The sequence below is a fragment of the Pseudomonas azerbaijanoccidentalis genome (genome assembly GCF_019145495.1).
GTDB classification, from domain to species: Bacteria; Pseudomonadota; Gammaproteobacteria; order Pseudomonadales; family Pseudomonadaceae; genus Aquipseudomonas; species Aquipseudomonas azerbaijanoccidentalis.
Genome location: NZ_JAHSTU010000009.1, coordinates 119,321 through 140,351, shown reverse-complemented (window position 1 = coordinate 140,351; position 21,031 = coordinate 119,321). Strand labels below are relative to the sequence as shown.

Here is a 21,031-nt window from a genome sequence, read left to right as displayed (position 1 = left end):
TAACGCCTGTTCAACAATCAGGCGAGGCCTGCGGCATGCCTTATACCTACACCACCCTGGCCTCGCCGGTCGGCGAGTTGAAGCTGGTGGCGAACGGTTCGAGACTGGTGGCCATCCTCTGGGAAAACGACAAACCCGGACGGGTGCGCCTGGGGCCGATGAACGAAGCGCCGGACAGTCCGATCCTGATGCGTGCCGCTGAGCAGTTGCGCGAATATTTCGCCGGCGCACGCCAGCGCTTCGATCTGGAGCTGGATTTTGCCGGGACGGAGTTTCAGAAGAAGGTCTGGGCCGCGCTGCTGACCATTCCCTTCGGCGAGACCCGCAGCTACAGCCAGATCGCCGAACAAATCGGCAAGCCCAGTGCGGTGCGGGCGGTGGGTGCGGCGAACGGCAAGAACCCAATATCGATCATTGCGCCTTGTCACCGGGTGATTGGCGCATCGGGGAAATTAACCGGATTTGCAGGGGGGCTGGAGGCGAAGGAGTTGTTGCTGACGCTGGAAGGCGGGCGTTGGCCTGGTACAGCGCGCTTGCCAGGATTCTAACTTTGTAGGAGCTGCCGCAGGCTGCGATCTTTAAAGCAAAATCAAAAGATCGCAGCCTGCGGCAGCTCCTACGAGGTTTTGTTTGCCCGATTCAGGAAAGCTGCGCTTGGTACTCCTTCTCATACTGCCCGGCCAATGCCTCTTTCTGTTTGTCATCGAGCAACTTGCCCGCCATCTGGAAGAACTTCTGCTCTTCTTCCTGGAGGTGGTGATGAACCTTTTCCGACAACTTCTTAGCGGTCGCCAGCCAGGCCGGGCTGGACATCTCGGTCTCGTCCAGTTCCTCCATCATTTCGTCCATTTCGTGATGCTCAGCAATCGCATGGCGGCTGAGGTCGACACCGTTGTCGAACTCCATCAAAGGAATATAGAAATGCCGCTCCTCCGCGGTTTCATGGGCCTGGAGTTCAGCCTTGAGCTGTTTGTACGCTTCGACCCGCTCGGGGGTGTCGCCGCTGGTTTTGATCAATGCCTTGGCATAGGTCCGTTGGCGTTCGTGGCTTTCGCGCAAGGCTTCAAAAATATTCACGGCGTGTCCTCATCGGTCGCGTTCGGGATGACGCGTCTTAATCAATGACAGCTGCGCGCAAGCGACGGTTCCACCCGGTTGCGGTGATGGAACATTGGCGGCGACCACGGTACGCTGGGCGTTCACAGCCATAAGGATATAGCCATGAACCTGCGTATCGAACGCAAGCAAAACCCCAGCAACGAAGAGCGCGAGGCGATCCTGGTGCCGCTGCGCGCCTACAACGCCTCGAAGTCTGCCAGCCCGCCACCGGAACACATCGCGTTGCTGATACGCGATGACAACAACGAAATCGTCGGCGGCGTTTACGCCCGGCTGTTTTATCAATGGTTGTTCATCGACTTACTGGCCGTGCCGGAACAGGCCCGTGGACAGGGCATGGGCATGCAGCTGATGCAGATGGCCGAAGACCTGGCGCGGGAAAAGGAATGCGTCGGCCTGTGGCTGGAAACCTTTGAGTTCCAGGCGCCGGAGTTTTACAAAAAGTGCGGTTACACCGAGGTCGGGCACATTGCCGATTACCCGCCGGGGCACAAGCACTTCTTCTTCCAGAAGCGTTTGATCTAAAAGATCGCAGCCTGCGGCAGCTCCTACGGATTTCGAATCCCTGTAGGAGCTGCCGCAGGCTGCGATCTGTTGATCTTGACCGGTTTACAGGCAGGTGGCCAACGCCGCCAACCGGCGCTTGGCGACGAAGTCGTCCTGTTGCGCGTAGTAGCTCAACACGGTGCCCGAGGCATCGGTGATCACGTCGACAAAAGACTCTGCCGAACGGGTGTAGACCGTAGTGCCGCCCTTCTCGGCAGGCTCCAGGTACGCCGCCGCGTCAACACCGAATACCGCTTCGTCCTGCCAGGAAAACTGCACGCACTGGGCGACGTCTTTGGCCGGTTTGTCCGAGTTCAGGGTTTTGTACGGGGCCTTGGTGCGAGCATCGTTCATTGCCGAGCCCGCGCATCCCGCCAGCAAGGCCGCGGCCAGCGCCACCATCAGAATTCGCATTGCATTCACTCATCAGGAAAAAGCGGACTGTATCACCGTGGCAGCGCGTATCGTTCTGCTTTACTTCATTTATACCGCGACACCGCGCGACGATTCGCGCACCCTATCGCGCCTTAACGCTGCATCGCACCTTTGACTGGAAGCCCCATGACCCCCAACGCCGAGTTTTACAAACCGACCACTGAATACGCTGACAAACTGATCAGCCAGATCGGTCAGACGCCCTCCTGGATCGCCAAGCGCATCGGCGTCACCGACAAACGCATTCGTTACATCCTCGACGGTGAGCGCACCGTCAAAGGCGAAACCACCCCGATCCAGATGACCTACACCGAGCAGTTTGCCCTCGAGTGTCTGGCAGCAGCGGCCAAGGCTGCCAAGAAACAGTCTTCATAACCGGTTCTCAAGGAGTGACCATGGCGGCATCCGAGCTGCAACACGAACAGGCACTTAAGAAGTTTCTCGCTGAACGTCCCGAGTTGCTCCATCAACTCGACAATCTCAACCCGCTGCTGGCGCAGGCCAAAGGCGAGACCCAGGCGCAGTTTCGCGAAGAGCGCTTGCACGAAGCCTTTGAGGAAGAAGCCGAGCGCCTGGGATTATTCGCCTGGGAGCTGACGTTGCAACTCACGGCCACCACGCCGCAGGATTACGAAACCCAGCGCCTTGCCGTGCACCGGGAAGTGGCAGAGATGGCCGGCATGGACTGGCTGGAATATTGCGATTTATACGGGATAAAACCCTGACCACCGCCCAAGGATCACCCCATGCTGCCTTCCGCCACCCGACCGCATGCCAGTCCTGGCCACCTGCACACACAGAAATGGCGCGGGCGTATCGGCCTTAGCCTGGTGGCCATGCTGTCGGTGCTGGCCGGCATGACCGACGCAATCGGCTTCATGGCCAGCGGCGATTTTGTTTCGTTCATGAGCGGCAACACCACGCGCATGGCCGTGGCCATCAGCGCCGGCGATCTGGGCTTGACCTTACGTCTGGTGATCCTCATCGCCACGTTCATCCTTGGCAATGCCCTGGGCATTATTGTCAGCCGCCTGGGCCGTCGCCGGGCACTGCCTTTGATGCTGTGCATCGCCACCCTGCTCTGCACTGCTGCGGCCTGGCCATTCGAGAAGCAACTGCCCGCGTTGCTGGCGGCAATCATTGCCATGGGTATGCTCAATGCGGCGGTGGAAGAAGTGAATGGTTTACCGGTCGGCCTTACCTACGTCACCGGCGCTCTGTCGCGCTTCGGCCGTGGTCTGGGTCGCTGGTTGCTCGGCGAGCGGCGCAACGGCTGGCGGGTTCAGTTGATCCCATGGACCGGGATGTTTGCCGGGGCGGTCATCGGGGCGGTGCTGGAACATCATTTCGGGCTCAAGGCCTTGTTTGCCAGTGGTTTGCTGGCGGCTGTATTGGGTCTGTTATCGCTGAAGATCCCCCGCCGCTGGCAGCTAGGCTACATGCCGCGCTAACCCTTCAATCCTGTAGGAGCTGCCGAAGGCTGCGATCTTTTGATCTTGTTCTTAAAATCAAAAGATCGCAGCCTTCGGCAGCTCCTACATAGAGGCGTGGCAAACCCCTTCGCCCCCCCGCCGATAAAGCTTTATCATGGCCGCAGTTTCGCTGATCGAGTCCGTCATGAAGTTCGCCATTGCCGTGTTTTCCGCCGCCCATGCGCCCTCCTCGCGCCGCGCCCTGCTGTTCGCCCAAGCGGCGCTGGCCGGTGGGCACGAGATTGTCCGGCTGTTTTTCTATCAGGATGGCGTCTACAACGCCTCCGGCAGCGTGGTCACGCCCCAGGACGAGTTCGACTTGCCCAAGCAATGGCGCACCTTCGTCAGCGAGCAAAAACTCGATGGCGTGGTGTGCATTGCCGCCGCCCTGCGCCGGGGCGTGTTGAACGAGGAAGAAGCCAAACGCTATCAACGCGATGCGGTCGCCGTCGGCGCACCGTGGGAATTGTCCGGGCTCGGCCAGTTGCATGATGCGGTGCAGGATGCCGACCGCCTGATCTGTTTCGGAGGCGCATGACATGGCCAAATCCTTATTGATCATCAGCCGTCAGGCTCCGTGGTCCGGTCCGGGCGCGCGGGAAGCGCTGGACATCGTGCTGGCCGGCGGCGCTTTCGACCTGCCGATCGGCTTGCTGTTTCTTGATGACGGCGTATTTCAGCTCGCGCCGAAACAGGACGCCAAGACCCTGCAACAAAAAGACCTGAGCGCCAACCTTCAGGCCCTGCCGATGTTCGGTGTCGAAGAATTGTTTGTCTGTGCCGACAGCACGGCGCAGCGTGGCCTGAACCCTGGCGCATTGTCCCTGACAGAAGCCCAGGTTTTGGCCGCCCATGAAATCACCGCCCTCATTGACCGTTACGACCAGGTGATCACCCTCTGATGTCGACTTTGCATGTGTTGTCTCATTCCCCCTTCGGCGACGAACGCTTGAACAGTTGCCTGCGATTGATCGGCGCTGACGATGCGTTGCTGCTGTCCGGCGACGCGGCCTACGCCTTGCAGCCTGGCACCGCACCTTTCAATGCATTGAGCGCGCGCGGCCTCACGCTTTATGTGCTGGCCGAAGACGCCCAGGCCCGCGCCATCGACGTTCCGGACTGGGCCAATGCCATCGATTACCCGGCCTTCGTCGAACTGTCGATCCGCCACAACAAGGTCAACAGCTGGCTATGAATGCACTGACGGTCGGCGCCCGCGCCATCGAGCTGGACAAGGACGGTTTCCTGGTCGAACTGAGTGACTGGTCGACCGAGGTCGCCAGCGCCCTGGCGGCTGCTGAAGACATCGAGTTGAGCCCCGAACACTGGGAAATCCTCGAACTGCTGCGCAGTTTCTATGCCGAGTTCCAGTTGTCGCCGGCCACCCGTCCGCTGATCAAATACACCGCATTGAAGCTCGGCCCGGAAAAAGGCAACAGCCTGCACCTGAACCGACTGTTCAAAGGCACCCCCGCCAAACTCGCCGCGAAATTGGCGGGCCTGCCCAAACCGACGAATTGCTTATGACCGACTATCCAGCGCTGACCCTTGAAACGCCTGCCGAACATCCATTCGCCCAGTTCGTGCGAATCCTCGGCAAAGGCAAACGCGGCGCCCGCGACCTGACCCGTGAGGAAGCCCGCGCCGCCATGGGCATGGTGCTCGATGAAAAGGTTGAGGAGACCCAGCTCGGCGCATTCCTGATGCTGTTGCGGCACAAGGAAGAAAGCGCCGAGGAAATGGCCGGTTTCACCGAAGCCTTGCGTGAGCGCCTGAATCCACCGGCATTGGCGGTGGATCTGGACTGGCCGACCTACGCCGGCAAGAAACGCCACTTGCCTTGGTATCTGTTGGCCGCCAAGTGCCTGGCGCAGAACGGCGTGCGGATTTTCATGCACGGTGGCGGCGCGCACACGGCCGGCCGGCTGTACAGCGAGCAATTGCTGGATGAATTGAACATCCCGCTGTGCCGTAACTGGCAGCAGGTGGGAACTGCGCTGGATAACGGCGGGCTGGCGTTCATGCCGCTGGTGGACTGGGCGCCGCAGCTGCAGCGGATGATCGACCTGCGCAACACCCTGGGTCTGCGTTCGCCCATTCATTCGCTGGCGCGGATTCTTAATCCGCTGGGCGCCCGCTGCGGCTTGCAAAGCATCTTCCACCCCGGTTATCAGGCAGTGCACCGCGATGCCAGTGGCCTGCTCGGCGACACGGCCATTGTGGTCAAGGGTGATGGCGGTGAGATTGAAATCAACCCCGACGCCGACAGCCACTTGTACGGCACCACCGGTGGCGAGAGCTGGGATGAGGAATGGCCGCAACTGTCGAGCCAGCGCCACGTCAAACCGGCCAGCCTGGAACCTGAGCACCTGAAAGCGGTGTGGCGCGGCGATGTGGTCGACAGCTATCCGCAAATGGCGCTGATCTCGACCATGGCCCTGGCCTTGCGCGGCTTGGGGCAGAGCCGCGAACAAGCCTTCGAAACCGCTGAAAAATACTGGGCTGCACGCGACAAATCGATTTAACCGATCATTTGCGCCCGATCTTTGCGCTTTTTGTTCGAACTCATCGGAATAGACTCGACTCCAACGAATATTGGTCTCAGGAGTCTTGAACATGGGTTTGTTAGTCGATGGCCGCTGGCAGGACAAATGGTACGAAAGCAGCAAGGACGGCGCGTTTCAGCGTGAACAGGCGCAGCGCCGCAACTGGGTGACCGCTGACGGCCAGCCCGGCCCGAGCGGCGTTGGTGGCTTTGCTGCCGAGGCTGGTCGCTATCACCTCTACGTGTCCCTCGCCTGTCCGTGGGCTCATCGCACGCTGATCCTGCGCAAACTCAAAGGACTGGAAAGCCTAATCGATGTATCGGTAGTCAGTTGGCTGATGCTGGAAAACGGCTGGACCTTCGACAAGGCCCTCGGCTCCACTGGCGACAAACTCGACGGTTTCCAGTTCATGCACCAGCGCTACACAGCAGACACCGCCGATTACACCGGCCGCGTCACCGTGCCGGTGCTGTGGGACAAACAGCAACAGCGCATCGTCAGCAACGAATCGGCGGAAATCATCCGTATGTTCAACAGTGCTTTCGATGACTTGACCGGCAATGGCCTGGATTTCTATCCCGCGCCGTTGCGCTCTGAGATCGATGCGCTGAACGAGCGGATCTATCCGGCGGTGAACAATGGTGTCTACCGCGCCGGTTTTGCCACATCACAGCAGGCTTATGAAGAAGCGTTCGATGATGTGTTCGCCGAGCTGGATCACTTGGAGCAGGTGCTGGGCGCCAACCGTTACCTGACTGGCGAATACCTGACCGAAGCGGACATTCGTCTGTTCACCACGTTGATTCGTTTCGATGCGGTGTATTACGGGCACTTCAAATGCAACCTGCGGCGGATCGCCGATTATCCGAATCTGTCGAACTGGCTGCGGGAGATTTATCAGTGGCCGGGGATTGCCGAGACGGTGGATTTCACCCACATCAAGCATCACTACTACGGCAGCCACAAGACCATCAACCCGACTGGCATCGTGCCAAAAGGTCCCGAGCAGGATTTCACCGTCGCCCATGATCGGGAGCGGTTGAGTGGGAAAGGGGTTTGGCGCAGGATCTAAAAGCAAAACATCGCAGCCTTCGGCAGCTCCTACAGAATTATGCGATTCCCCTGTAGGAGCTGCCGAAGGCTGCGATCTTTTTTCAACAGGTAACTCAAATTCAGAGTTGCCCCTGAGCCCCTTCAAACCACGCCAGTTTCTCGCGCAATTGCACCACCTCACCAACGATCACCAATGTCGGCGCATGCACTTCATGCTCCGCCACCAATCGCGGCAGGTCGGCCAGCGTGCCGGTAAACACTCGCTGATTGACCGTGGTGCCCTGTTGGATCAGTGCGGCCGGGGTATCGGCGGCGCGACCATGCTTGATTAACTGCTCACAGATGATCGGCAAGCCCACCAACCCCATGTAGAACACCAGGGTCTGCGCCGGCGCGACCAGGTCGGCCCACGGTAAATCGGTGGAACCGTCCTTCAAGTGCCCGGTGACAAAGCGTACCGACTGCGCATAGTCACGGTGGGTCAGCGGAATGCCGGCGTACGCCGCACAACCGCTGGCGGCGGTGATGCCCGGCACGACCTGAAACGGAATGCCATGGGCCGCCAGTTCTTCGATCTCTTCACCGCCACGGCCGAAGATAAACGGATCACCGCCCTTCAACCGCACCACACGCTTGCCTTGCTTGGCCAAATCCACCAATTGCTGGTTGATCTGATCCTGCGGCACGGCGTGATCGGCGCGGCGCTTGCCGACGTAAACCCGCTCGGCATCGCGACGGCACAACTCCAGAATCGCCGGTGCCACCAATCGGTCGTACAGCACCACATCGGCTTGCTGCATCAGACGCAATGCCTTGAACGTCAGCAGATCGGGATCACCCGGCCCGGCACCCACCAGATACACCTCACCGGTGGCGACGGGCGCTTCACCATCGATTTTCGCCTGCAACAGACGCTCCGCTTCACCGCCCTGCCCGGCCAGTTGCCGGTCGGCAATCGGGCCCTGGAAAACATCTTCCCAGAACGCCCGACGCTGCTGCACATCCGGAAACAGGCCTTTGACCTGATGGCGAAAACGCGCCGCCAGCCCCGCCAGTTGACCGTAGGTGGAAGGAATCCAGGTTTCGATCTTGGCGCGGATCAAGCGAGCCAGCACCGGAGCATCGCCGCCGCTGGACACCGCAATGATCAACGGAGAACGGTCGACGATGGCCGGGAAGATCACGCTGCACAGCGCAGGCGCGTCCACCACGTTGACCGGCACACAGCGCCGATGGGCATCGGCGGAGACTTGTGCGTTCAACGCTTCATCGTCAGTCGCGGCAATGATCAGCCCGCAACCGTCCAGATCGGCTTCGGCGTAGCCACGCACCAGGCACTCGCCACCGCTGGCGGTAACCAGTTCGCGCAGCTGCGCTTCGATTTCAGGTGCAACCACCCGCAGCAGCGCACCGGCATCGGCCAGCAGGCGGGATTTGCGCAAGGCAATTTCCCCCCCACCGACGACCAACACACGACTGCCGCGAAGGTTGTGAAACAGCGGCAGATATTTCATTTAGCCGATGACCTCAAGGCCACCCATGTACGGCTTGAGCACCTCAGGCACACGGATCGAACCGTCGGCCTGCTGATAGTTCTCGAGCACCGCGACCAGGGTACGACCGACCGCCAGGCCAGAACCGTTCAGGGTGTGCACCAGTTCAGGCTTGCCGGTTTCCGGGTTGCGGAAACGCGCCTGCATGCGGCGGGCCTGGAAGTCGCCGCAGTTGGAGCACGACGAAATTTCGCGGTACTTGTCCTGGCTCGGGATCCACACTTCCAGGTCGTAAGTCTTGACCGCGCTGAAGCCCATGTCGCCGGTGCACAGGGCCAGGGTGCGGTAAGGCAGTTCCAGCAATTGCAGGACTTTCTCGGCGTTGGCAGTCAGGCCTTCCAGCGCTTCCATCGACTGCGACGGCTCGACGATCTGCACCATCTCGACCTTGTCGAACTGGTGCTGACGGATCATGCCGCGGGTGTCACGACCCGATGCGCCGGCTTCACTGCGGAAGCACGGCGTGTGGGCAACGAACTTGATCGGCAGTTGCTTGGCATCGACGATTTCGCCGGCAACGATGTTGGTCAGCGACACTTCAGCGGTCGGGATCAGGTACAGATCGGCTTCGCCTTCGCGGGCGATCTTGAACAGGTCTTCTTCGAACTTCGGCAGCTGGCCGGTGCCTTGCAACGCCGGGGCCTGGACCAGATAAGGCGTGTAGGCCTCTTCGTAGCCATGCTCCGTGACGTGCAGGTTGATCATGAACTGCGCGAGGGCGCGGTGCAGACGGGCAATCGGGCCGCGCAGCAGGGCAAAACGTGCGCCGGACAACTTGGCAGCGGTTTCAAAGTCGAGCCAGCCGAACTTCTCGCCCAGGGCCACGTGGTCCTGAACCGGGAAATCGAAAGCGGTCGGGGTGCCCCAGCGGCGCACTTCGACGTTGTCGTCTTCATCTTTACCGACCGGCACCGATTCGTGCGGCAAGTTGGGGATGCCCAACAGGATCGAGTCCAGATCGGTCTGGATCGCGTCCAGTTCGACTTTGCCGGCACTCAATTCGCCCGCCATGCGCTCGACGTCCGCCATCAGCGGCGCGATGTCTTCGCCGCGCTGCTTGGCCTGACCGATGGATTTGGAGCGCGCGTTACGTTCAGCCTGCAGTGCTTCGGTGCGGGTCTGGACGGTCTTGCGCTGTTCTTCCAGCGCTTCGATGCGCGCGACATCCAGGGCATAGCCACGGGAAGCCAGGCGGTCCGCTACGTCCTGAAGGTTGCTACGTAACAGTTTGGAATCGAGCATGTCGGTCTCTCGTTATCAAAGTTTGGTCAAGGACAGGCCGGCCCAGGTGGCGAGCAGCCCGCCGAATACGCTGATGGCCGCATAGCCCAGGGCCAGCGGCACTTGCCCGCTTTCCAGCAAGCGCACCGTATCCAGTGAAAAGGATGAAAAAGTCGTCAGCCCTCCGAGGAAGCCGACGATCAACCCGGCGCGCACCTCGATGGGCACCTCCGGGCGAATCAAAAACAGACCGTATAGAACGCCGATCAGCAAACAGCCCACGATATTAACGGCCAGCGTCGCGGTATAGAAGTGCCGCGGCCAATTAGCGTTGATCCAGTTACCCGTGGCGAAGCGCAACAACGTGCCGGCGATCCCGCCGACGGAAACCGCAACGATCAATGGAAGCACTATTTTCTCCGCTGCCGGGGGCTTAAACGGTCGAGTTTCGCCAGGTGATTGAGCTTCTCGCCAATCTTCAACTCCAGGCCACGGGGCACCGGTTGATAGAACGGGATCGGGTCGAGTTCTTCCGGAAAATAGTCTTCCCCGGCGGCGTAGGCTTCGGGCTCATCGTGGGCGTAACGGTATTCGTCGCCGTAGCCCAATTGTTTCATCAGTTTGGTCGGCGCATTGCGCAAGTGCAGCGGCACTTCGAGCGAACCGTGTTCGGCGGCGGCGCGCAATGCGGTCTTGAAGCCCATGTACACCGCGTTGCTTTTCGGCGCGCAGGCCAGATACGTAATGGCCTGTGCCACCGCCAACTCGCCCTCGGGGCTGCCGAGGCGCTCCTGTACTTCCCACGCCGCCAGGCACAGGCTCAGCGCCCGCGGGTCGGCGTTACCGATGTCTTCGCTGGCCATGCGCACCACGCGCCGGGCCAAGTACAGCGGATCGCAACCGCCGTCGATCATGCGCGCGAACCAGTACAACGCGCCGTCGGGGTTGGAACCGCGCACCGACTTATGCAGCGCGGAAATCTGGTCGTAAAAGGCTTCGCCACCCTTGTCGAAGCGCCGACGGGTATCGCCGAGCAGGCTTTGCAGCAGGTCGGTGCCGATTTCGCTGTTGTCTTCCGCCAGGTCTGAAGCGTTTTCCAGCAGATTGAGCAGACGCCGGCCGTCGCCATCCGCCGCCGACAGCAGCATCTGGAAGCCTTCATCGCTGAGGGTCAGGTGGCGTTTGCCCAAACCGCGCTCTTCGGTCAGCGCACGATGCACCAGTTTGCGCAGCGCGGCTTCGTCGAGGCTTTTCAGGACATAGACCCGCGCACGGGACAGCAACGCGTTGTTGAGTTCGAACGAGGGGTTTTCGGTGGTCGCGCCGATGAAAATCAGCGTGCCGTCTTCGACATACGGCAGAAAGGCATCCTGCTGGGACTTGTTGAAGCGGTGCACTTCATCGACAAACAGAATCGTGCGGCGGCCGTACTGCGCAGCCTGCTGCTTGGCGATTTCCACCGACTGACGGATCTCCTTGACCCCGGCCAGCACGGCCGAGACGGTCTCAAAGTGCGCCTCCGAGACTTCCGCCAGCAACCGCGCCAGGGTGGTTTTGCCCACGCCGGGCGGCCCCCAGAAAATCATCGAGTGCAGGGCACCCTGCTCCAGGGCTTCGCGCAAAGGCTTGCCGCGAGCGAGCACGTGTTCCTGACCGACGTACTCGTCCAGATTGGTCGCGCGTAAACGTGCGGCCAGCGGCTGGGCGATCGGGGTGCTGCGAAACAGGTCCATGGCGTACGTTTAAAACCTCACTTTGCTGAAAACACCATAATCCCCTGTGGGAGCGGGCTTGCCCGCGATAGCGGTGTGTCAGTCACATCAGTGCTGGATGTGCCGACGCCATCGCGGGCAAGCCCGCTCCCACAGGATTTTCGTCGTGCTTTATTCCTGGATCACGTCCGCCCCTTTCGGGATGTCGAACTTGAACTTGGACGCCGGGATCGGCTCGTTGGCCTTGACGCCGGTGAACAGGATGTTGGTCCGCTGGCCAACGCTGTCGATCAGCTGCATGTCATTGACCAGCCCATTGCGGAACGACAGGCGCAGGCTGTCGAACAGCGTGTCCTTGGTTTTCGGCTTGAGGGTGAAGTCAATCACACCGCCCGCTTCCTTGGCACTGATGTCAAAGCTCTGACTGATCTTGGACACGTCACCGGACAACAGCAGTGCCGGCGTCTGGGTCAGGCGCTGGTCGAGGTTCTTGATGGTGGCCTGCTCCAGGTCCGGGTCCCACAGGGTGACCTTTTTGCCGTCGGAAACCATGGTCTGCTCCGCTGGCGCATTGGTGTGCCAGTAGAACAAACCCGGACGCTGCAACGACATCTCACCGGCAGTTTCCTGCAACTGAGTGCCCGTGCCATCGAGGGTCAACTGGGAGAAACGTGCGGTCAGGGTCTGGGATTTTTCCAGCAATTGAGTCAGGCGCGCCACGTCCTTGTCATCGGCGTGGGCCGAAAGCGTGGTCAAAGCCAGTACCGGCAGCAACAGCATGCGGATCAGACGCATGGGAGTCCTCATAACATTCGTGGGAGTGCGGGCGGCGCCTCAGGGCGCCACCCCTTTTCATATCAGGTCAGTCGCGCGCCGGGGTTGGGGCCAGGACTTCACGCGAACCGTTGGTATTCATGGACGTCACGACGCCGGCCATTTCCATGGCTTCGATCATGCGCGCGGCGCGGTTGTAGCCGATTTTCAACTTGCGCTGAACCGCGGAAATGGAAGCACGGCGACTTTCCAGAACGAACTGAACCGCCTCGTCGTACAGCGCATCGGCTTCGGGATCATCACCGTCGCCGCCACCGCTGCTGCCTTCAAAGCCGCTGCCCGCCTCTTCGACACCGTTGAGAATGTCGTCGTTGTACTCCGGCGCGCCCCGCAGTTTCCAGGCTTCCACCACGCGGTGAACTTCATCGTCGGACACGAAAGCACCGTGAACCCGAATCGGCAGGCTGGTGCCCGGCGGCATGTAGAGCATGTCACCGTGGCCAAGCAGTTGTTCGGCGCCGCCCTGGTCGATGATGGTCCGGGAGTCGATCTTGCTCGATACCTGGAACGCCATACGGGTCGGAATGTTGGCCTTGATCAGACCGGTGATCACGTCGACCGACGGACGCTGGGTCGCGAGGATCAAGTGGATACCGGCCGCACGCGCCTTCTGGGCGATACGAGCGATCAGTTCTTCAACCTTCTTGCCGACGATCATCATCATGTCGGCGAACTCGTCGACCACTACGACGATGGTCGGCAGTTTCTGCAGCAGCGGCGCTTCGTCGTGGATGCTTTCACGCTTGTACAGCGGATCGCTCAACGGTTCGCCGGCGTCCTGGGCTTCCTTGACCTTGGCGTTGAAGCCCGACAGGTTTCGCACGCCCATTTTCGCCATCAGCTTGTAGCGCCGCTCCATCTCGGCAACGCTCCAGCGCAGTGCGTTGGCGGCGTCCTTCATGTCGGTGACCACCGGGCACAACAGATGCGGAATGCCTTCGTAGATCGACAGCTCAAGCATTTTCGGGTCGATCATGATCAGCTTGGCGTCTTCGGGGCCGGACTTGAACAGGATCGACAGGATCATCGCGTTCACACCCACCGACTTACCAGAACCGGTGGTACCGGCCACCAGCAGGTGCGGCATCTTCGCCAGGTCGGTGATCACCGGCTTGCCGCCGATGTCATGGCCCAGCGCCAAGGTGACCGGCGATTTGAAGTTGTCGTACTCAGGCGTCGACAGCACTTCGGAGAAGCGCACGATCTGCCGGTCTTCGTTGGGAATCTCGATACCGACCGTGGTCTTGCCCGGAATCACTTCCACCACCCGCACGCTGGTCACGGCCAGCGAACGCGCCAGGTCCTTGGCCAGGTTGGCGATGCGGCTGACTTTCACGCCCGCGGCAGGCTGGATTTCGTAACGGGTAATCACCGGGCCCGGGTGGATCGAATCCACGGTGACTTCGACGCCGAATTCCTTGAGCTTGATTTCCAGCAGGTGGCCAACCGCCGCCAGGGATTCTGGCGAATAATTGAGTTGTTTCTTTTCTGCCGGGTCGAGAATCGAGATCGGCGGCAAAGTGCCTTCCACGGCGCTGTCGACGAACAGCGGTGCCTGCTTCTCTTTTTCGACGCGTTTGCTCGGTGCGGCAGGCTTGGCCGGCGCGGGTGCAATAACCGGCGGCACCTGTTTCTCGCGGTCGGACATGTGCTTGCTCAGGGCCTGCTCACGTTCGATCAGGCGTTCCTTGACTTTGGCCTGTTCACGCTTGTCGGTGACGGTTGGCGCTACTACGTCGTGCACGCGGTCGTCGACTTCACGCAATTGCGCGACCAGTTGCTTGCGCTCGCTACGCGCCGCCCACCAGCGATTGGCGGCGCCCTGGAACAGTTCGAAGAGGTCGAGGGTGATCTTGCCGGTGACGTCCATCACCTTGAACCACGACAAGTCGGTGAACACGGTCAGGCCGAACAGGAACAGGGCGATGAACAGCAGCGTGCTGCCCTGGATGTTCAATGCGTTTTTCGCCAGGTCTCCGAGACTTTCGCCCAGCGCACCACCCGCGCCGGCCGGCAGACCGGTCGCGGCATGGAAATGGATATGCGCCAGCGCAGCGCCGGACAACACCAGGAACACCAACCCGATCAGACGCCAGGAGAACAGCCAACCGCTCCACTGCCACGGCTCGTGACGCTGACGGAAGATCTGATAAGCCTTGATCGCCAGCAACATCGGGAAGATATAGGCGAAGTAACCGAGCACCATGAACAGGATATCGGCGCTGTAGGAGCCCGCGGGGCCGCCGAAGTTCTGCACATCGTCGATCTTGCTGTTATGGCTCCAGCCCGGATCGTCCTTGCCGTAGGTCAGCAAGGCCATCATCAGAAACAGGCACAACGCGCCAATGGCGATCAATGCACCTTCCTTGAGGCGGTAGTGCAATTGCTGACGCCAGAGCGGCACGACTGTTTTGGGTGCTTCGGTGGATTTCTTCAAAACGCTACTTTTCCTGCGCCATGGGCGCGTCCATCTGTTGAATGACTATAAAAAACTGCCCAATCCAGGCAGGTAAAAAAGTTGACAGCCATAACTGAGACTACTTTTAACACTGCGCCCCGGTTTTTATAAACACGAAGCGCAATGCTTATTTTGTTACAAACGCTGTTACAGCAAGGCATTGTACGGGTTTGTACGCCCGATGCCATGCTTGTGATTCTTGGGTGTAGCATAGTCAACGGCACATTACATGCGACTCAATTTGAGCATGCATTCTCTTTTGTGACAAAGGCTTATGAGGTGTTTTTATGAGCGAAGCGAAGCATCACCGCCTGATCATTCTGGGTTCCGGTCCCGCCGGTTACAGCGCAGCCGTCTATGCCGCCCGCGCCAACCTCAAACCCGTTGTCATTACCGGCATACAGGCAGGTGGCCAGCTCACCACCACCGTCGAAGTCGATAACTGGCCCGGCGATGTCGAAGGCCTCACCGGCCCGGTGTTGATGGAACGCATGCAAAAACACGCCGAGCGCTTTGCCACAGAGATCGTTTACGACCACATCCATACAGCCAAGTTGCAACAGCGCCCGTTCGAGCTGACTGGCGACAGTGGCACTTACACTTGCGACGCACTCATTATTGCCACTGGCGCGTCCGCGCAATACCTGGGGCTGCCGTCGGAAGAAACGTTTGCCGGCAAAGGCGTTTCCGCTTGTGCGACGTGCGATGGGTTTTTTTATCGCAAGCAAGTGGTCGCCGTCATTGGCGGCGGCAATACAGCGGTTGAAGAGGCGCTGTATTTGTCGAACATCGCCAAGGAAGTTCATTTGATTCATCGGCGCGACAAGTTGCGATCCGAGAAAATCCTCCAGGACAAACTCTTCGAAAAAGCCGCCAACGGCAATATTCGCCTGCACTGGAACCAGAATCTGGATGAAGTGTTGGGCGATGCGAGTGGCGTGACCGGCGCCCGCCTGCGTGACAGCCATACCGGCGAGCTCACGGAACTGCCGGTGGCCGGGGTGTTCATCGCCATTGGCCACAAACCCAATACCGACCTGTTCGCCGGCCAACTGGAAATGCGCGACGGGTATCTGCTGGTCAAGGGCGGCAGCGAGGGCGATGCCACCGCTACCGGCATTGCGGGCGTGTTTGCCGCCGGCGACGTTGCCGATCACGTCTATCGCCAAGCCGTGACTTCGGCGGGTGCCGGCTGCATGGCGGCGCTCGATGCAGAAAAATACCTCGACGACATTCCCGTTGTTTAACGGCACACTTCACGGCGGGCCCATGGCCCGCCACCGCCCTCCCCTTCTGCAAGCCCGAACGCCATGCTGACTTGGTTACAACGCAACACCCTGACTTTCCCGCCGCTGGAAAAAGCCATGCGCGACCCCAACGGCTTGCTGGCGGCAGGTGGCGATTTGTCCGCCGATCGGCTGATCCAGGCGTATCGCCACGGCTGCTTTCCATGGTTTTCAGAGGGCCAGCCGATCCTCTGGTGGTCGCCCGATCCACGCACGGTGTTGTTTCCCGACGAACTGCACGTCTCCCGCAGCCTCAACAAACTGCTGCGCCAGCAGCGCTATCAGGTAACGTTCGACCAGGATTTCGCCGCCGTGATCAGCGCCTGCGCCGCCCCTCGCGACTATGCCGATGGCACCTGGATCACTGAGGCGATGCAGAACGCTTACATTGAATTGCATCGCCGCGGTTTCGCCCATTCGGTGGAAGTCTGGGACCAGGGTCAACTGGTGGGAGGTCTGTATGGCCTGGCGATGGGGCAGATGTTTTTCGGTGAATCAATGTTCAGCCGCGCCGACAACGCCTCCAAATATGGTTTTGCCACGTTGGTGCGACACCTGAAAGACTCGGGTTTTGTCCTGATCGACTGTCAGATGCCTACCGACCATCTGCACAGCCTCGGTGCGCGAGCGATTCCGCGCAGCGCGTTTGCCGGTTATCTGTCGCAATATCTGGATCAACCCAGCCGCGCAACCTGGGTTTGCTGAGCGACTTTTGCGCGCGTGGCTTACACTTAATCGAAAGCATTATCCCGAGGGTTGATCATGACCGAGTTGGCGCGTTTGAAGTTCTATGCCACTCAGCCCCACTCTTGCAGCTATCTGCCAGAGGAGCAGGCCACCACCCTGTTCCTCGACCCTAGCCAGCCCATGGATGTGCATGTCTATGCAGACCTGTCTGAAATGGGCTTTCGTCGCAGCGGCGATCACCTCTATCGGCCCCATTGCCAGAACTGCAATGCGTGCGTTCCCGCGCGCATCCCTGTAGGGCAATTCGCACCCAACCGTCAGCAGAAGCGCATTTTCAAACGCAATGCCGATTTGCAGGTACGTCCGGCCAAACCGGGTTTCAGTGAGGAGTATTTCGACCTCTATCAGCGCTACATCGAAGAACGGCATGCCGATGGCGATATGTACCCGCCCAGCCGCGATCAGTTTTCGACTTTCCTGGTGCGTGATCTGCCGTTTTCACGCTTCTACGAATTTCGTCTCGACGGACGGTTGCTGGCAATCGCCGTCACCGACTTGCTGCCCAACGGCCTGTCGGCGGTCTATACCTTCTACGAACCTGCCGAAGAACGCCGCAGCCTGGGGCGTTACGCGATTCTCTGGCAAATCGCCGAAGCCCAGCGGCTGGGGCTGGACGCGGTCTACCTGGGCTACTGGATCAAAAACTGCAAAAAAATGAGCTACAAGACTCAATATCGCCCCATTGAGCTGCTGGTTAACCAGCGCTGGGTCGTTCTGAACTAGAGCACTCCCTAAACCCCTTGGCTTGAACCCCACTTTTCGGGCACAATGCACGCCGCTTTTGCCTGGCGCAGTTGCACCGGGCCATTCACTGGACACCGAGGGCTTTACTGCATGTCGAAAGAAGACAGCTTCGAAATGGAAGGCACTGTCGTCGACACCCTGCCCAACACCATGTTTCGTGTGGAGTTGGAAAATGGGCACGTCGTAACCGCGCATATTTCCGGCAAGATGCGCAAGAACTACATCCGTATTCTTACCGGTGACAAAGTGCGCGTCGAGCTGACGCCCTATGACTTGAGCAAAGGGCGCATCACTTACCGCGCTCGCTAATCAAGTCAATACAAGACGCCCGGCTGATGCCGGGCGTTTTTGTTTGCCTGCGATTTTAAGAACATCCCTGCAGGAGCTGCCGCAGGCTGCGATCTTTTGATCTTAAAAAACAAAATCAAAAGATCACAGCCTTCGGCATCTCCTACAGGGCACCGATGAATATGACAGACAGCAAAAAGGCGCCAATCGGCGCCCTTTTGTTTTGTTGCGGTTTAACGTCAGGCCATTTCAGCCGTGGTCTCGAACTCGAAGGTCAGCTCGCCGTCCTTGATGTCGATGTGCACCACACCGCCATGTTCGGCCAGTTCGCCAAAGAGAATCTCCTCCGCCAGTGGACGCTTGATCTTGTCCTGGATCAGGCGAGCCATTGGTCGAGCGCCCATTGCCGAGTCGTAACCACCGGCTGCCAGCCAACTGCGGGCAGCATCGGTGACTTCCAGCAATACACGCTTGTCTTCCAGCTGCGCCTGAAGTTCGGTAAGGAACTTGTCCACCACGCTTTTGATGACCTCATGGCTGAGGCGACCAAACTGGATAATGGTGTCCAGACGGTTGCGGAACTCCGGCGTGAAGCTCTTCTTGATCACTTCCATCGCATCGGACGAGTGGTCCTGATGGGTGAAACCGATCGACGCACGCGCTGCGGTTTCGGCACCGGCGTTGGTCGTCATGATGACGATCACGTTACGGAAGTCCGCTTTGCGCCCGTTGTTATCGGTCAGCGTACCGTGGTCCATCACCTGCAACAGCAGGTTGAAGACTTCCGGATGCGCCTTCTCGATTTCATCGAGCAACAGCACGCAGTGTGGCTGTTTGGTGATGGCTTCAGTCAGCAGACCGCCCTGATCGAACCCGACATAGCCCGGAGGCGCACCGATCAGACGCGATACGGTGTGGCGTTCCATGTACTCGGACATGTCGAATCGAATCAGCTCGACCCCCAAAGCCTTGGCCAATTGACGCGCCGCTTCGGTTTTACCGACACCGGTCGGCCCGGCGAACAGGAACGAACCAACGGGTTTGTCAGGCGACTTGAGGCCGGCGCGAGACAACTTGATCGCAGTCGCCAGCGAGTCGATCGCCGCGTCCTGACCAAACACTGTCAGCTTCAGGTCACGCTCAAGGTTACGCAGCAGCTCTTTGTCGGAACTGGTGACGTGCTTTGGCGGAATCCGCGCGATTTTCGCGACGATGTCTTCCACTTGCGGCACTTCGATGCGCTTCACACGCTTCTCGACCGGTTGCAGACGCTGGTAGGCACCCGCCTCGTCGATGACGTCGATGGCCTTGTCCGGCATATGACGGTCATTGATGTAGCGCGAGGCCAGTTCGGCAGCCGCACGCAGGGCTTCATCGCTGTATTCGATGTTGTGATGGGACTCGAAACGCCCCTTCAGACCGCGCAGAATGCCGATGGTGTCTTCCACCGATGGTTCCGACACATCGACCTTCTGGAAACGCCGGGCCAAGGCACGGTCCTTCTCGAAGATCCCGCGGAATTCCTGGAAGGTGGTCGAGCCGATGCAACGGATATCACCGGACGACAGCAGCGGCTTGAGCAGGTTCGAGGCATCCATGACGCCACCGGACGCGGCACCCGCACCGATGATGGTGTGGATCTCGTCGATGAACAGGATCGCCTGCGGACGTTTTTTCAGCTCATTGAGCAACGCCTTGAAGCGCTTCTCGAAATCACCGCGGTATTTGGTCCCGGCCAGCAACGCACCAAGATCAAGGGAGTAAACCACGCTGTTGGCCAGCAGGTCGGGCACCTGGTTGTCGACAATGCGCTTGGCCAGGCCTTCGGCAATCGCGGTTTTACCCACGCCCGCTTCACCCACCAGCAGCGGATTGTTTTTGCGACGGCGCGCCAGGATCTGCGCAACGCGCTCGACTTCCATCTCACGACCTACCAACGGATCGATACGACCCTGGCGCGCGAGTTCGTTGAGGTTGCTGGCATAAGCATCCAGGGGATTGCCTGAAGATGAAGACTCACCGCCCTCCTCGTCCTGCATATCTTGCTCACCTTCAGAGTGATCGCCATGCCCCGGCACCTTGGAAATACCGTGGGCGATGTAATTGACGACATCAATGCGGGCAACGCTCTGCTGTTTCAGCAGGAACACTGCCTGACTCTCTTGCTCACTGAAGATCGCGACCAGCACGTTGGCGCCAGTCACTTCGCGTTTGCCCGAGCTCTGTACGTGAAACACAGCACGTTGCAGTACACGCTGGAAACCCAGGGTTGGCTGGGTTTCACGATCCTCGTCATGCACGGGGATCAATGGCGTGGTGGAGTCGATGAACTCCTGCAGGTCGTGCTTGAGTTTGTCGAGGTTTGCGCCGCACGCACGTAAAACAGTGGCGGCAGCCTCATTGTCCAATAGGGCCAGCAGAAGGTGTTCGACGGTCATGAATTCATGACGCTTCGAACGAGCCTCCTTGAAGGCAAGATTGAGGGTGACTTCGAGCTCGCGGTTTAACATAGCTTCACCTCATACCCAAGTGGTCGGCGATTAACCGTCCTTCTCGATTTCACAGAGTAGCGGATGCTGGCTTTCCCTGGCGTACTGGTTGACCTGCATGGCCTTCGTCTCGGCGATGTCGCGGGTAAACACTCCACATACTGCCCGTCCTTCTGTATGGACGGCCAGCATGACCTTGGTCGCCAGCTCGCGATTCAGGTTAAAAAACACCTCGAGCACTTCGACGACGAAATCCATCGGTGTGTAGTCATCGTTGAACAAAACCACCTTGTACATCGGCGGCGCCTGTAAAGCAGGCTTAGCCTCCTGAACAGCAATGCCTGCGGAATCGTCGTCGTGTAAATCAGGGCGATCCTGATTGAATGTTAGTCGAATCTGGCTGATTGCATGCATGGAAAGAAAGGTTCGTCAGTTGTTCAAATACAGTGGTGGGGGCGGCTATCAGCGTTTTCAACTCCGACTGCCGGGTCAGCTTGACTATCGGCAAAACGGTGTTACAACCAATAG

At 59.5% G+C, this 21,031-nt stretch carries 25 protein-coding genes; 15 read left to right on the top strand and 10 right to left on the bottom strand.

Features of this window, described 5'->3' with window-relative positions:
- The first annotated feature begins 35 nt into the window (after positions 1-35).
- Complete coding sequence (locus tag KVG88_RS25140) at positions 36-548, top strand: methylated-DNA--[protein]-cysteine S-methyltransferase (RefSeq protein ID WP_217873059.1); 513 nt, start codon at positions 36-38, stop codon at positions 546-548.
- Positions 549-639: 91 nt separating this feature from the next.
- Here KVG88_RS25140 and KVG88_RS25135 read toward each other — a convergent pair whose 3' ends face one another.
- The gene (locus tag KVG88_RS25135) at positions 640-1,077 is read right to left on the bottom strand and encodes a hemerythrin domain-containing protein (protein ID WP_217873058.1); all 438 of its coding nucleotides are present in this window, start codon (positions 1,075-1,077) and stop codon (positions 640-642) included.
- Between the two features lie 144 nt (positions 1,078-1,221).
- On the opposite strand from KVG88_RS25135, the gene KVG88_RS25130 reads away from it, so the two are divergent.
- Entirely contained in the window at positions 1,222-1,644 is a 423-nt protein-coding gene (locus tag KVG88_RS25130; RefSeq protein ID WP_217873057.1) for a GNAT family N-acetyltransferase, read from the top strand.
- An 84-nt stretch (positions 1,645-1,728) separates the two neighbouring features.
- Here KVG88_RS25130 and KVG88_RS25125 read toward each other — a convergent pair whose 3' ends face one another.
- On the bottom strand, positions 1,729-2,079 hold the full coding sequence (locus KVG88_RS25125) for a hypothetical protein (RefSeq protein WP_217873056.1): 351 nt from the start codon (positions 2,077-2,079) through the stop codon (positions 1,729-1,731).
- Positions 2,080-2,226: 147 nt separating this feature from the next.
- On the opposite strand from KVG88_RS25125, the gene KVG88_RS25120 reads away from it, so the two are divergent.
- The 9 genes from KVG88_RS25120 (at position 2,227) to KVG88_RS25080 (ending at position 7,190) form a co-directional block, all read left to right on the top strand.
- Positions 2,227-2,475, top strand: a complete 249-nt coding sequence (locus tag KVG88_RS25120) for a hypothetical protein (RefSeq protein ID WP_150701326.1) — start codon at positions 2,227-2,229, stop codon at positions 2,473-2,475.
- Between the two features lie 20 nt (positions 2,476-2,495).
- Positions 2,496-2,825 (top strand): DUF6388 family protein, encoded by a 330-nt coding sequence (locus tag KVG88_RS25115; RefSeq protein WP_217873055.1) that lies wholly within the window; start codon positions 2,496-2,498, stop codon positions 2,823-2,825.
- 21 nt (positions 2,826-2,846) lie between these two features.
- A complete protein-coding gene (locus tag KVG88_RS25110) occupies positions 2,847-3,551 on the top strand; it encodes a YoaK family protein (RefSeq protein WP_217873054.1) in 705 nt (234 codons plus the stop codon).
- Positions 3,552-3,717: 166 nt separating this feature from the next.
- On the top strand, positions 3,718-4,110 hold the full coding sequence (gene tusD / locus KVG88_RS25105) for a sulfurtransferase complex subunit TusD (protein WP_150701461.1): 393 nt from the start codon (positions 3,718-3,720) through the stop codon (positions 4,108-4,110).
- Between the two features lies 1 nt (position 4,111).
- A complete protein-coding gene (gene tusC / locus KVG88_RS25100; protein WP_150701323.1) occupies positions 4,112-4,474 on the top strand; it encodes a sulfurtransferase complex subunit TusC in 363 nt (120 codons plus the stop codon).
- Entirely contained in the window at positions 4,474-4,767 is a 294-nt protein-coding gene (gene tusB / locus KVG88_RS25095) for a sulfurtransferase complex subunit TusB (protein ID WP_217873053.1), read from the top strand. The genes tusC and tusB overlap by 1 nt, the downstream gene beginning before the upstream one ends.
- A complete protein-coding gene (locus KVG88_RS25090) occupies positions 4,764-5,099 on the top strand; it encodes a TusE/DsrC/DsvC family sulfur relay protein (RefSeq protein ID WP_217873052.1) in 336 nt (111 codons plus the stop codon). Before tusB ends, KVG88_RS25090 begins: the two co-directional genes overlap by 4 nt.
- Entirely contained in the window at positions 5,096-6,097 is a 1,002-nt protein-coding gene (locus KVG88_RS25085) for a glycosyl transferase family protein (protein WP_217873051.1), read from the top strand. Before KVG88_RS25090 ends, KVG88_RS25085 begins: the two co-directional genes overlap by 4 nt.
- 91 nt (positions 6,098-6,188) lie before the next feature.
- The gene (locus KVG88_RS25080; protein ID WP_217873050.1) at positions 6,189-7,190 is read left to right on the top strand and encodes a glutathione S-transferase family protein; all 1,002 of its coding nucleotides are present in this window, start codon (positions 6,189-6,191) and stop codon (positions 7,188-7,190) included.
- Positions 7,191-7,290: 100 nt separating this feature from the next.
- Here KVG88_RS25080 and cysG read toward each other — a convergent pair whose 3' ends face one another.
- The 6 genes from cysG to KVG88_RS25050 form a co-directional block, all read right to left on the bottom strand.
- Positions 7,291-8,685 carry a siroheme synthase CysG gene (gene cysG / locus KVG88_RS25075; RefSeq protein WP_217873049.1) on the bottom strand — a complete coding sequence of 465 codons (1,395 nt, stop codon included), beginning with the start codon at positions 8,683-8,685 and terminating at the stop codon, positions 7,291-7,293.
- Positions 8,686-9,966, bottom strand: a complete 1,281-nt coding sequence (serS, locus tag KVG88_RS25070) for a serine--tRNA ligase (protein WP_150701317.1) — start codon at positions 9,964-9,966, stop codon at positions 8,686-8,688.
- Between the two features lie 15 nt (positions 9,967-9,981).
- Positions 9,982-10,356 (bottom strand): fluoride efflux transporter CrcB, encoded by a 375-nt coding sequence (gene crcB, locus KVG88_RS25065; protein WP_077047840.1) that lies wholly within the window; start codon positions 10,354-10,356, stop codon positions 9,982-9,984.
- A complete protein-coding gene (locus KVG88_RS25060; RefSeq protein WP_217873048.1) occupies positions 10,356-11,678 on the bottom strand; it encodes a replication-associated recombination protein A in 1,323 nt (440 codons plus the stop codon). Before KVG88_RS25060 ends, crcB begins: the two co-directional genes overlap by 1 nt.
- Positions 11,679-11,828: 150 nt before the next feature.
- The gene (gene lolA, locus KVG88_RS25055) at positions 11,829-12,452 is read right to left on the bottom strand and encodes an outer membrane lipoprotein periplasmic chaperone LolA (protein ID WP_053161433.1); all 624 of its coding nucleotides are present in this window, start codon (positions 12,450-12,452) and stop codon (positions 11,829-11,831) included.
- A 67-nt stretch (positions 12,453-12,519) separates the two neighbouring features.
- Positions 12,520-14,928 (bottom strand): DNA translocase FtsK, encoded by a 2,409-nt coding sequence (locus KVG88_RS25050; RefSeq protein ID WP_150701315.1) that lies wholly within the window; start codon positions 14,926-14,928, stop codon positions 12,520-12,522.
- Positions 14,929-15,236: 308 nt separating this feature from the next.
- Here KVG88_RS25050 and trxB point away from each other — a divergent pair, with 308 nt between their 5' ends.
- The 4 genes from trxB (at position 15,237) to infA (ending at position 18,035) form a co-directional block, all read left to right on the top strand.
- A complete protein-coding gene (gene trxB / locus KVG88_RS25045; protein ID WP_150701314.1) occupies positions 15,237-16,196 on the top strand; it encodes a thioredoxin-disulfide reductase in 960 nt (319 codons plus the stop codon).
- Between the two features lie 63 nt (positions 16,197-16,259).
- Positions 16,260-16,940, top strand: a complete 681-nt coding sequence (gene aat / locus KVG88_RS25040) for a leucyl/phenylalanyl-tRNA--protein transferase (protein WP_150701313.1) — start codon at positions 16,260-16,262, stop codon at positions 16,938-16,940.
- Positions 16,941-16,997: 57 nt separating this feature from the next.
- The gene (locus KVG88_RS25035; RefSeq protein ID WP_217873047.1) at positions 16,998-17,705 is read left to right on the top strand and encodes an arginyltransferase; all 708 of its coding nucleotides are present in this window, start codon (positions 16,998-17,000) and stop codon (positions 17,703-17,705) included.
- A gap of 111 nt (positions 17,706-17,816) precedes the next feature.
- Positions 17,817-18,035, top strand: coding sequence for a translation initiation factor IF-1 (infA, locus tag KVG88_RS25030; RefSeq protein WP_002553999.1), 219 nt, complete (start codon positions 17,817-17,819; stop codon positions 18,033-18,035).
- 218 nt (positions 18,036-18,253) lie between these two features.
- On the opposite strand, the gene clpA is transcribed toward infA, so the two are convergent.
- Both clpA and clpS read right to left on the bottom strand, forming a co-directional pair.
- Positions 18,254-20,524 carry an ATP-dependent Clp protease ATP-binding subunit ClpA gene (gene clpA, locus KVG88_RS25025; RefSeq protein ID WP_150701311.1) on the bottom strand — a complete coding sequence of 757 codons (2,271 nt, stop codon included), beginning with the start codon at positions 20,522-20,524 and terminating at the stop codon, positions 18,254-18,256.
- Between the two features lie 30 nt (positions 20,525-20,554).
- Positions 20,555-20,917, bottom strand: coding sequence for an ATP-dependent Clp protease adapter ClpS (clpS, locus tag KVG88_RS25020; RefSeq protein ID WP_015094394.1), 363 nt, complete (start codon positions 20,915-20,917; stop codon positions 20,555-20,557).
- Positions 20,918-21,031: the final 114 nt, after the last annotated feature.

What these genes read in the sequence shown, in the direction of transcription:
- KVG88_RS25125 (WP_217873056.1), bottom strand. Translation starts at nt 2,079, where the DNA reads ATGCGAATTCTGATGGTGGCGCTGGCCGCGGCCTTGCTGGCGGGATGC.
- tusC (WP_150701323.1), top strand. Translation starts at nt 4,112, where the DNA reads ATGGCCAAATCCTTATTGATCATCAGCCGTCAGGCTCCGTGGTCCGGT.
- tusB (WP_217873053.1), top strand. Translation starts at nt 4,474, where the DNA reads ATGTCGACTTTGCATGTGTTGTCTCATTCCCCCTTCGGCGACGAACGC.
- infA (WP_002553999.1), top strand. Translation starts at nt 17,817, where the DNA reads ATGTCGAAAGAAGACAGCTTCGAAATGGAAGGCACTGTCGTCGACACC.
- aat (WP_150701313.1), top strand. Translation starts at nt 16,260, where the DNA reads ATGCTGACTTGGTTACAACGCAACACCCTGACTTTCCCGCCGCTGGAA.
- KVG88_RS25120 (WP_150701326.1), top strand. Translation starts at nt 2,227, where the DNA reads ATGACCCCCAACGCCGAGTTTTACAAACCGACCACTGAATACGCTGAC.
- lolA (WP_053161433.1), bottom strand. Translation starts at nt 12,452, where the DNA reads ATGCGTCTGATCCGCATGCTGTTGCTGCCGGTACTGGCTTTGACCACG.
- KVG88_RS25080 (WP_217873050.1), top strand. Translation starts at nt 6,189, where the DNA reads ATGGGTTTGTTAGTCGATGGCCGCTGGCAGGACAAATGGTACGAAAGC.
- serS (WP_150701317.1), bottom strand. Translation starts at nt 9,966, where the DNA reads ATGCTCGATTCCAAACTGTTACGTAGCAACCTTCAGGACGTAGCGGAC.
- KVG88_RS25140 (WP_217873059.1), top strand. Translation starts at nt 36, where the DNA reads ATGCCTTATACCTACACCACCCTGGCCTCGCCGGTCGGCGAGTTGAAG.
- KVG88_RS25085 (WP_217873051.1), top strand. Translation starts at nt 5,096, where the DNA reads ATGACCGACTATCCAGCGCTGACCCTTGAAACGCCTGCCGAACATCCA.
- tusD (WP_150701461.1), top strand. Translation starts at nt 3,718, where the DNA reads ATGAAGTTCGCCATTGCCGTGTTTTCCGCCGCCCATGCGCCCTCCTCG.
- clpS (WP_015094394.1), bottom strand. Translation starts at nt 20,917, where the DNA reads ATGCATGCAATCAGCCAGATTCGACTAACATTCAATCAGGATCGCCCT.
- KVG88_RS25035 (WP_217873047.1), top strand. Translation starts at nt 16,998, where the DNA reads ATGACCGAGTTGGCGCGTTTGAAGTTCTATGCCACTCAGCCCCACTCT.
- cysG (WP_217873049.1), bottom strand. Translation starts at nt 8,685, where the DNA reads ATGAAATATCTGCCGCTGTTTCACAACCTTCGCGGCAGTCGTGTGTTG.
- trxB (WP_150701314.1), top strand. Translation starts at nt 15,237, where the DNA reads ATGAGCGAAGCGAAGCATCACCGCCTGATCATTCTGGGTTCCGGTCCC.
- KVG88_RS25060 (WP_217873048.1), bottom strand. Translation starts at nt 11,678, where the DNA reads ATGGACCTGTTTCGCAGCACCCCGATCGCCCAGCCGCTGGCCGCACGT.
- KVG88_RS25110 (WP_217873054.1), top strand. Translation starts at nt 2,847, where the DNA reads ATGCTGCCTTCCGCCACCCGACCGCATGCCAGTCCTGGCCACCTGCAC.
- clpA (WP_150701311.1), bottom strand. Translation starts at nt 20,524, where the DNA reads ATGTTAAACCGCGAGCTCGAAGTCACCCTCAATCTTGCCTTCAAGGAG.
- KVG88_RS25090 (WP_217873052.1), top strand. Translation starts at nt 4,764, where the DNA reads ATGAATGCACTGACGGTCGGCGCCCGCGCCATCGAGCTGGACAAGGAC.
- KVG88_RS25130 (WP_217873057.1), top strand. Translation starts at nt 1,222, where the DNA reads ATGAACCTGCGTATCGAACGCAAGCAAAACCCCAGCAACGAAGAGCGC.
- KVG88_RS25115 (WP_217873055.1), top strand. Translation starts at nt 2,496, where the DNA reads ATGGCGGCATCCGAGCTGCAACACGAACAGGCACTTAAGAAGTTTCTC.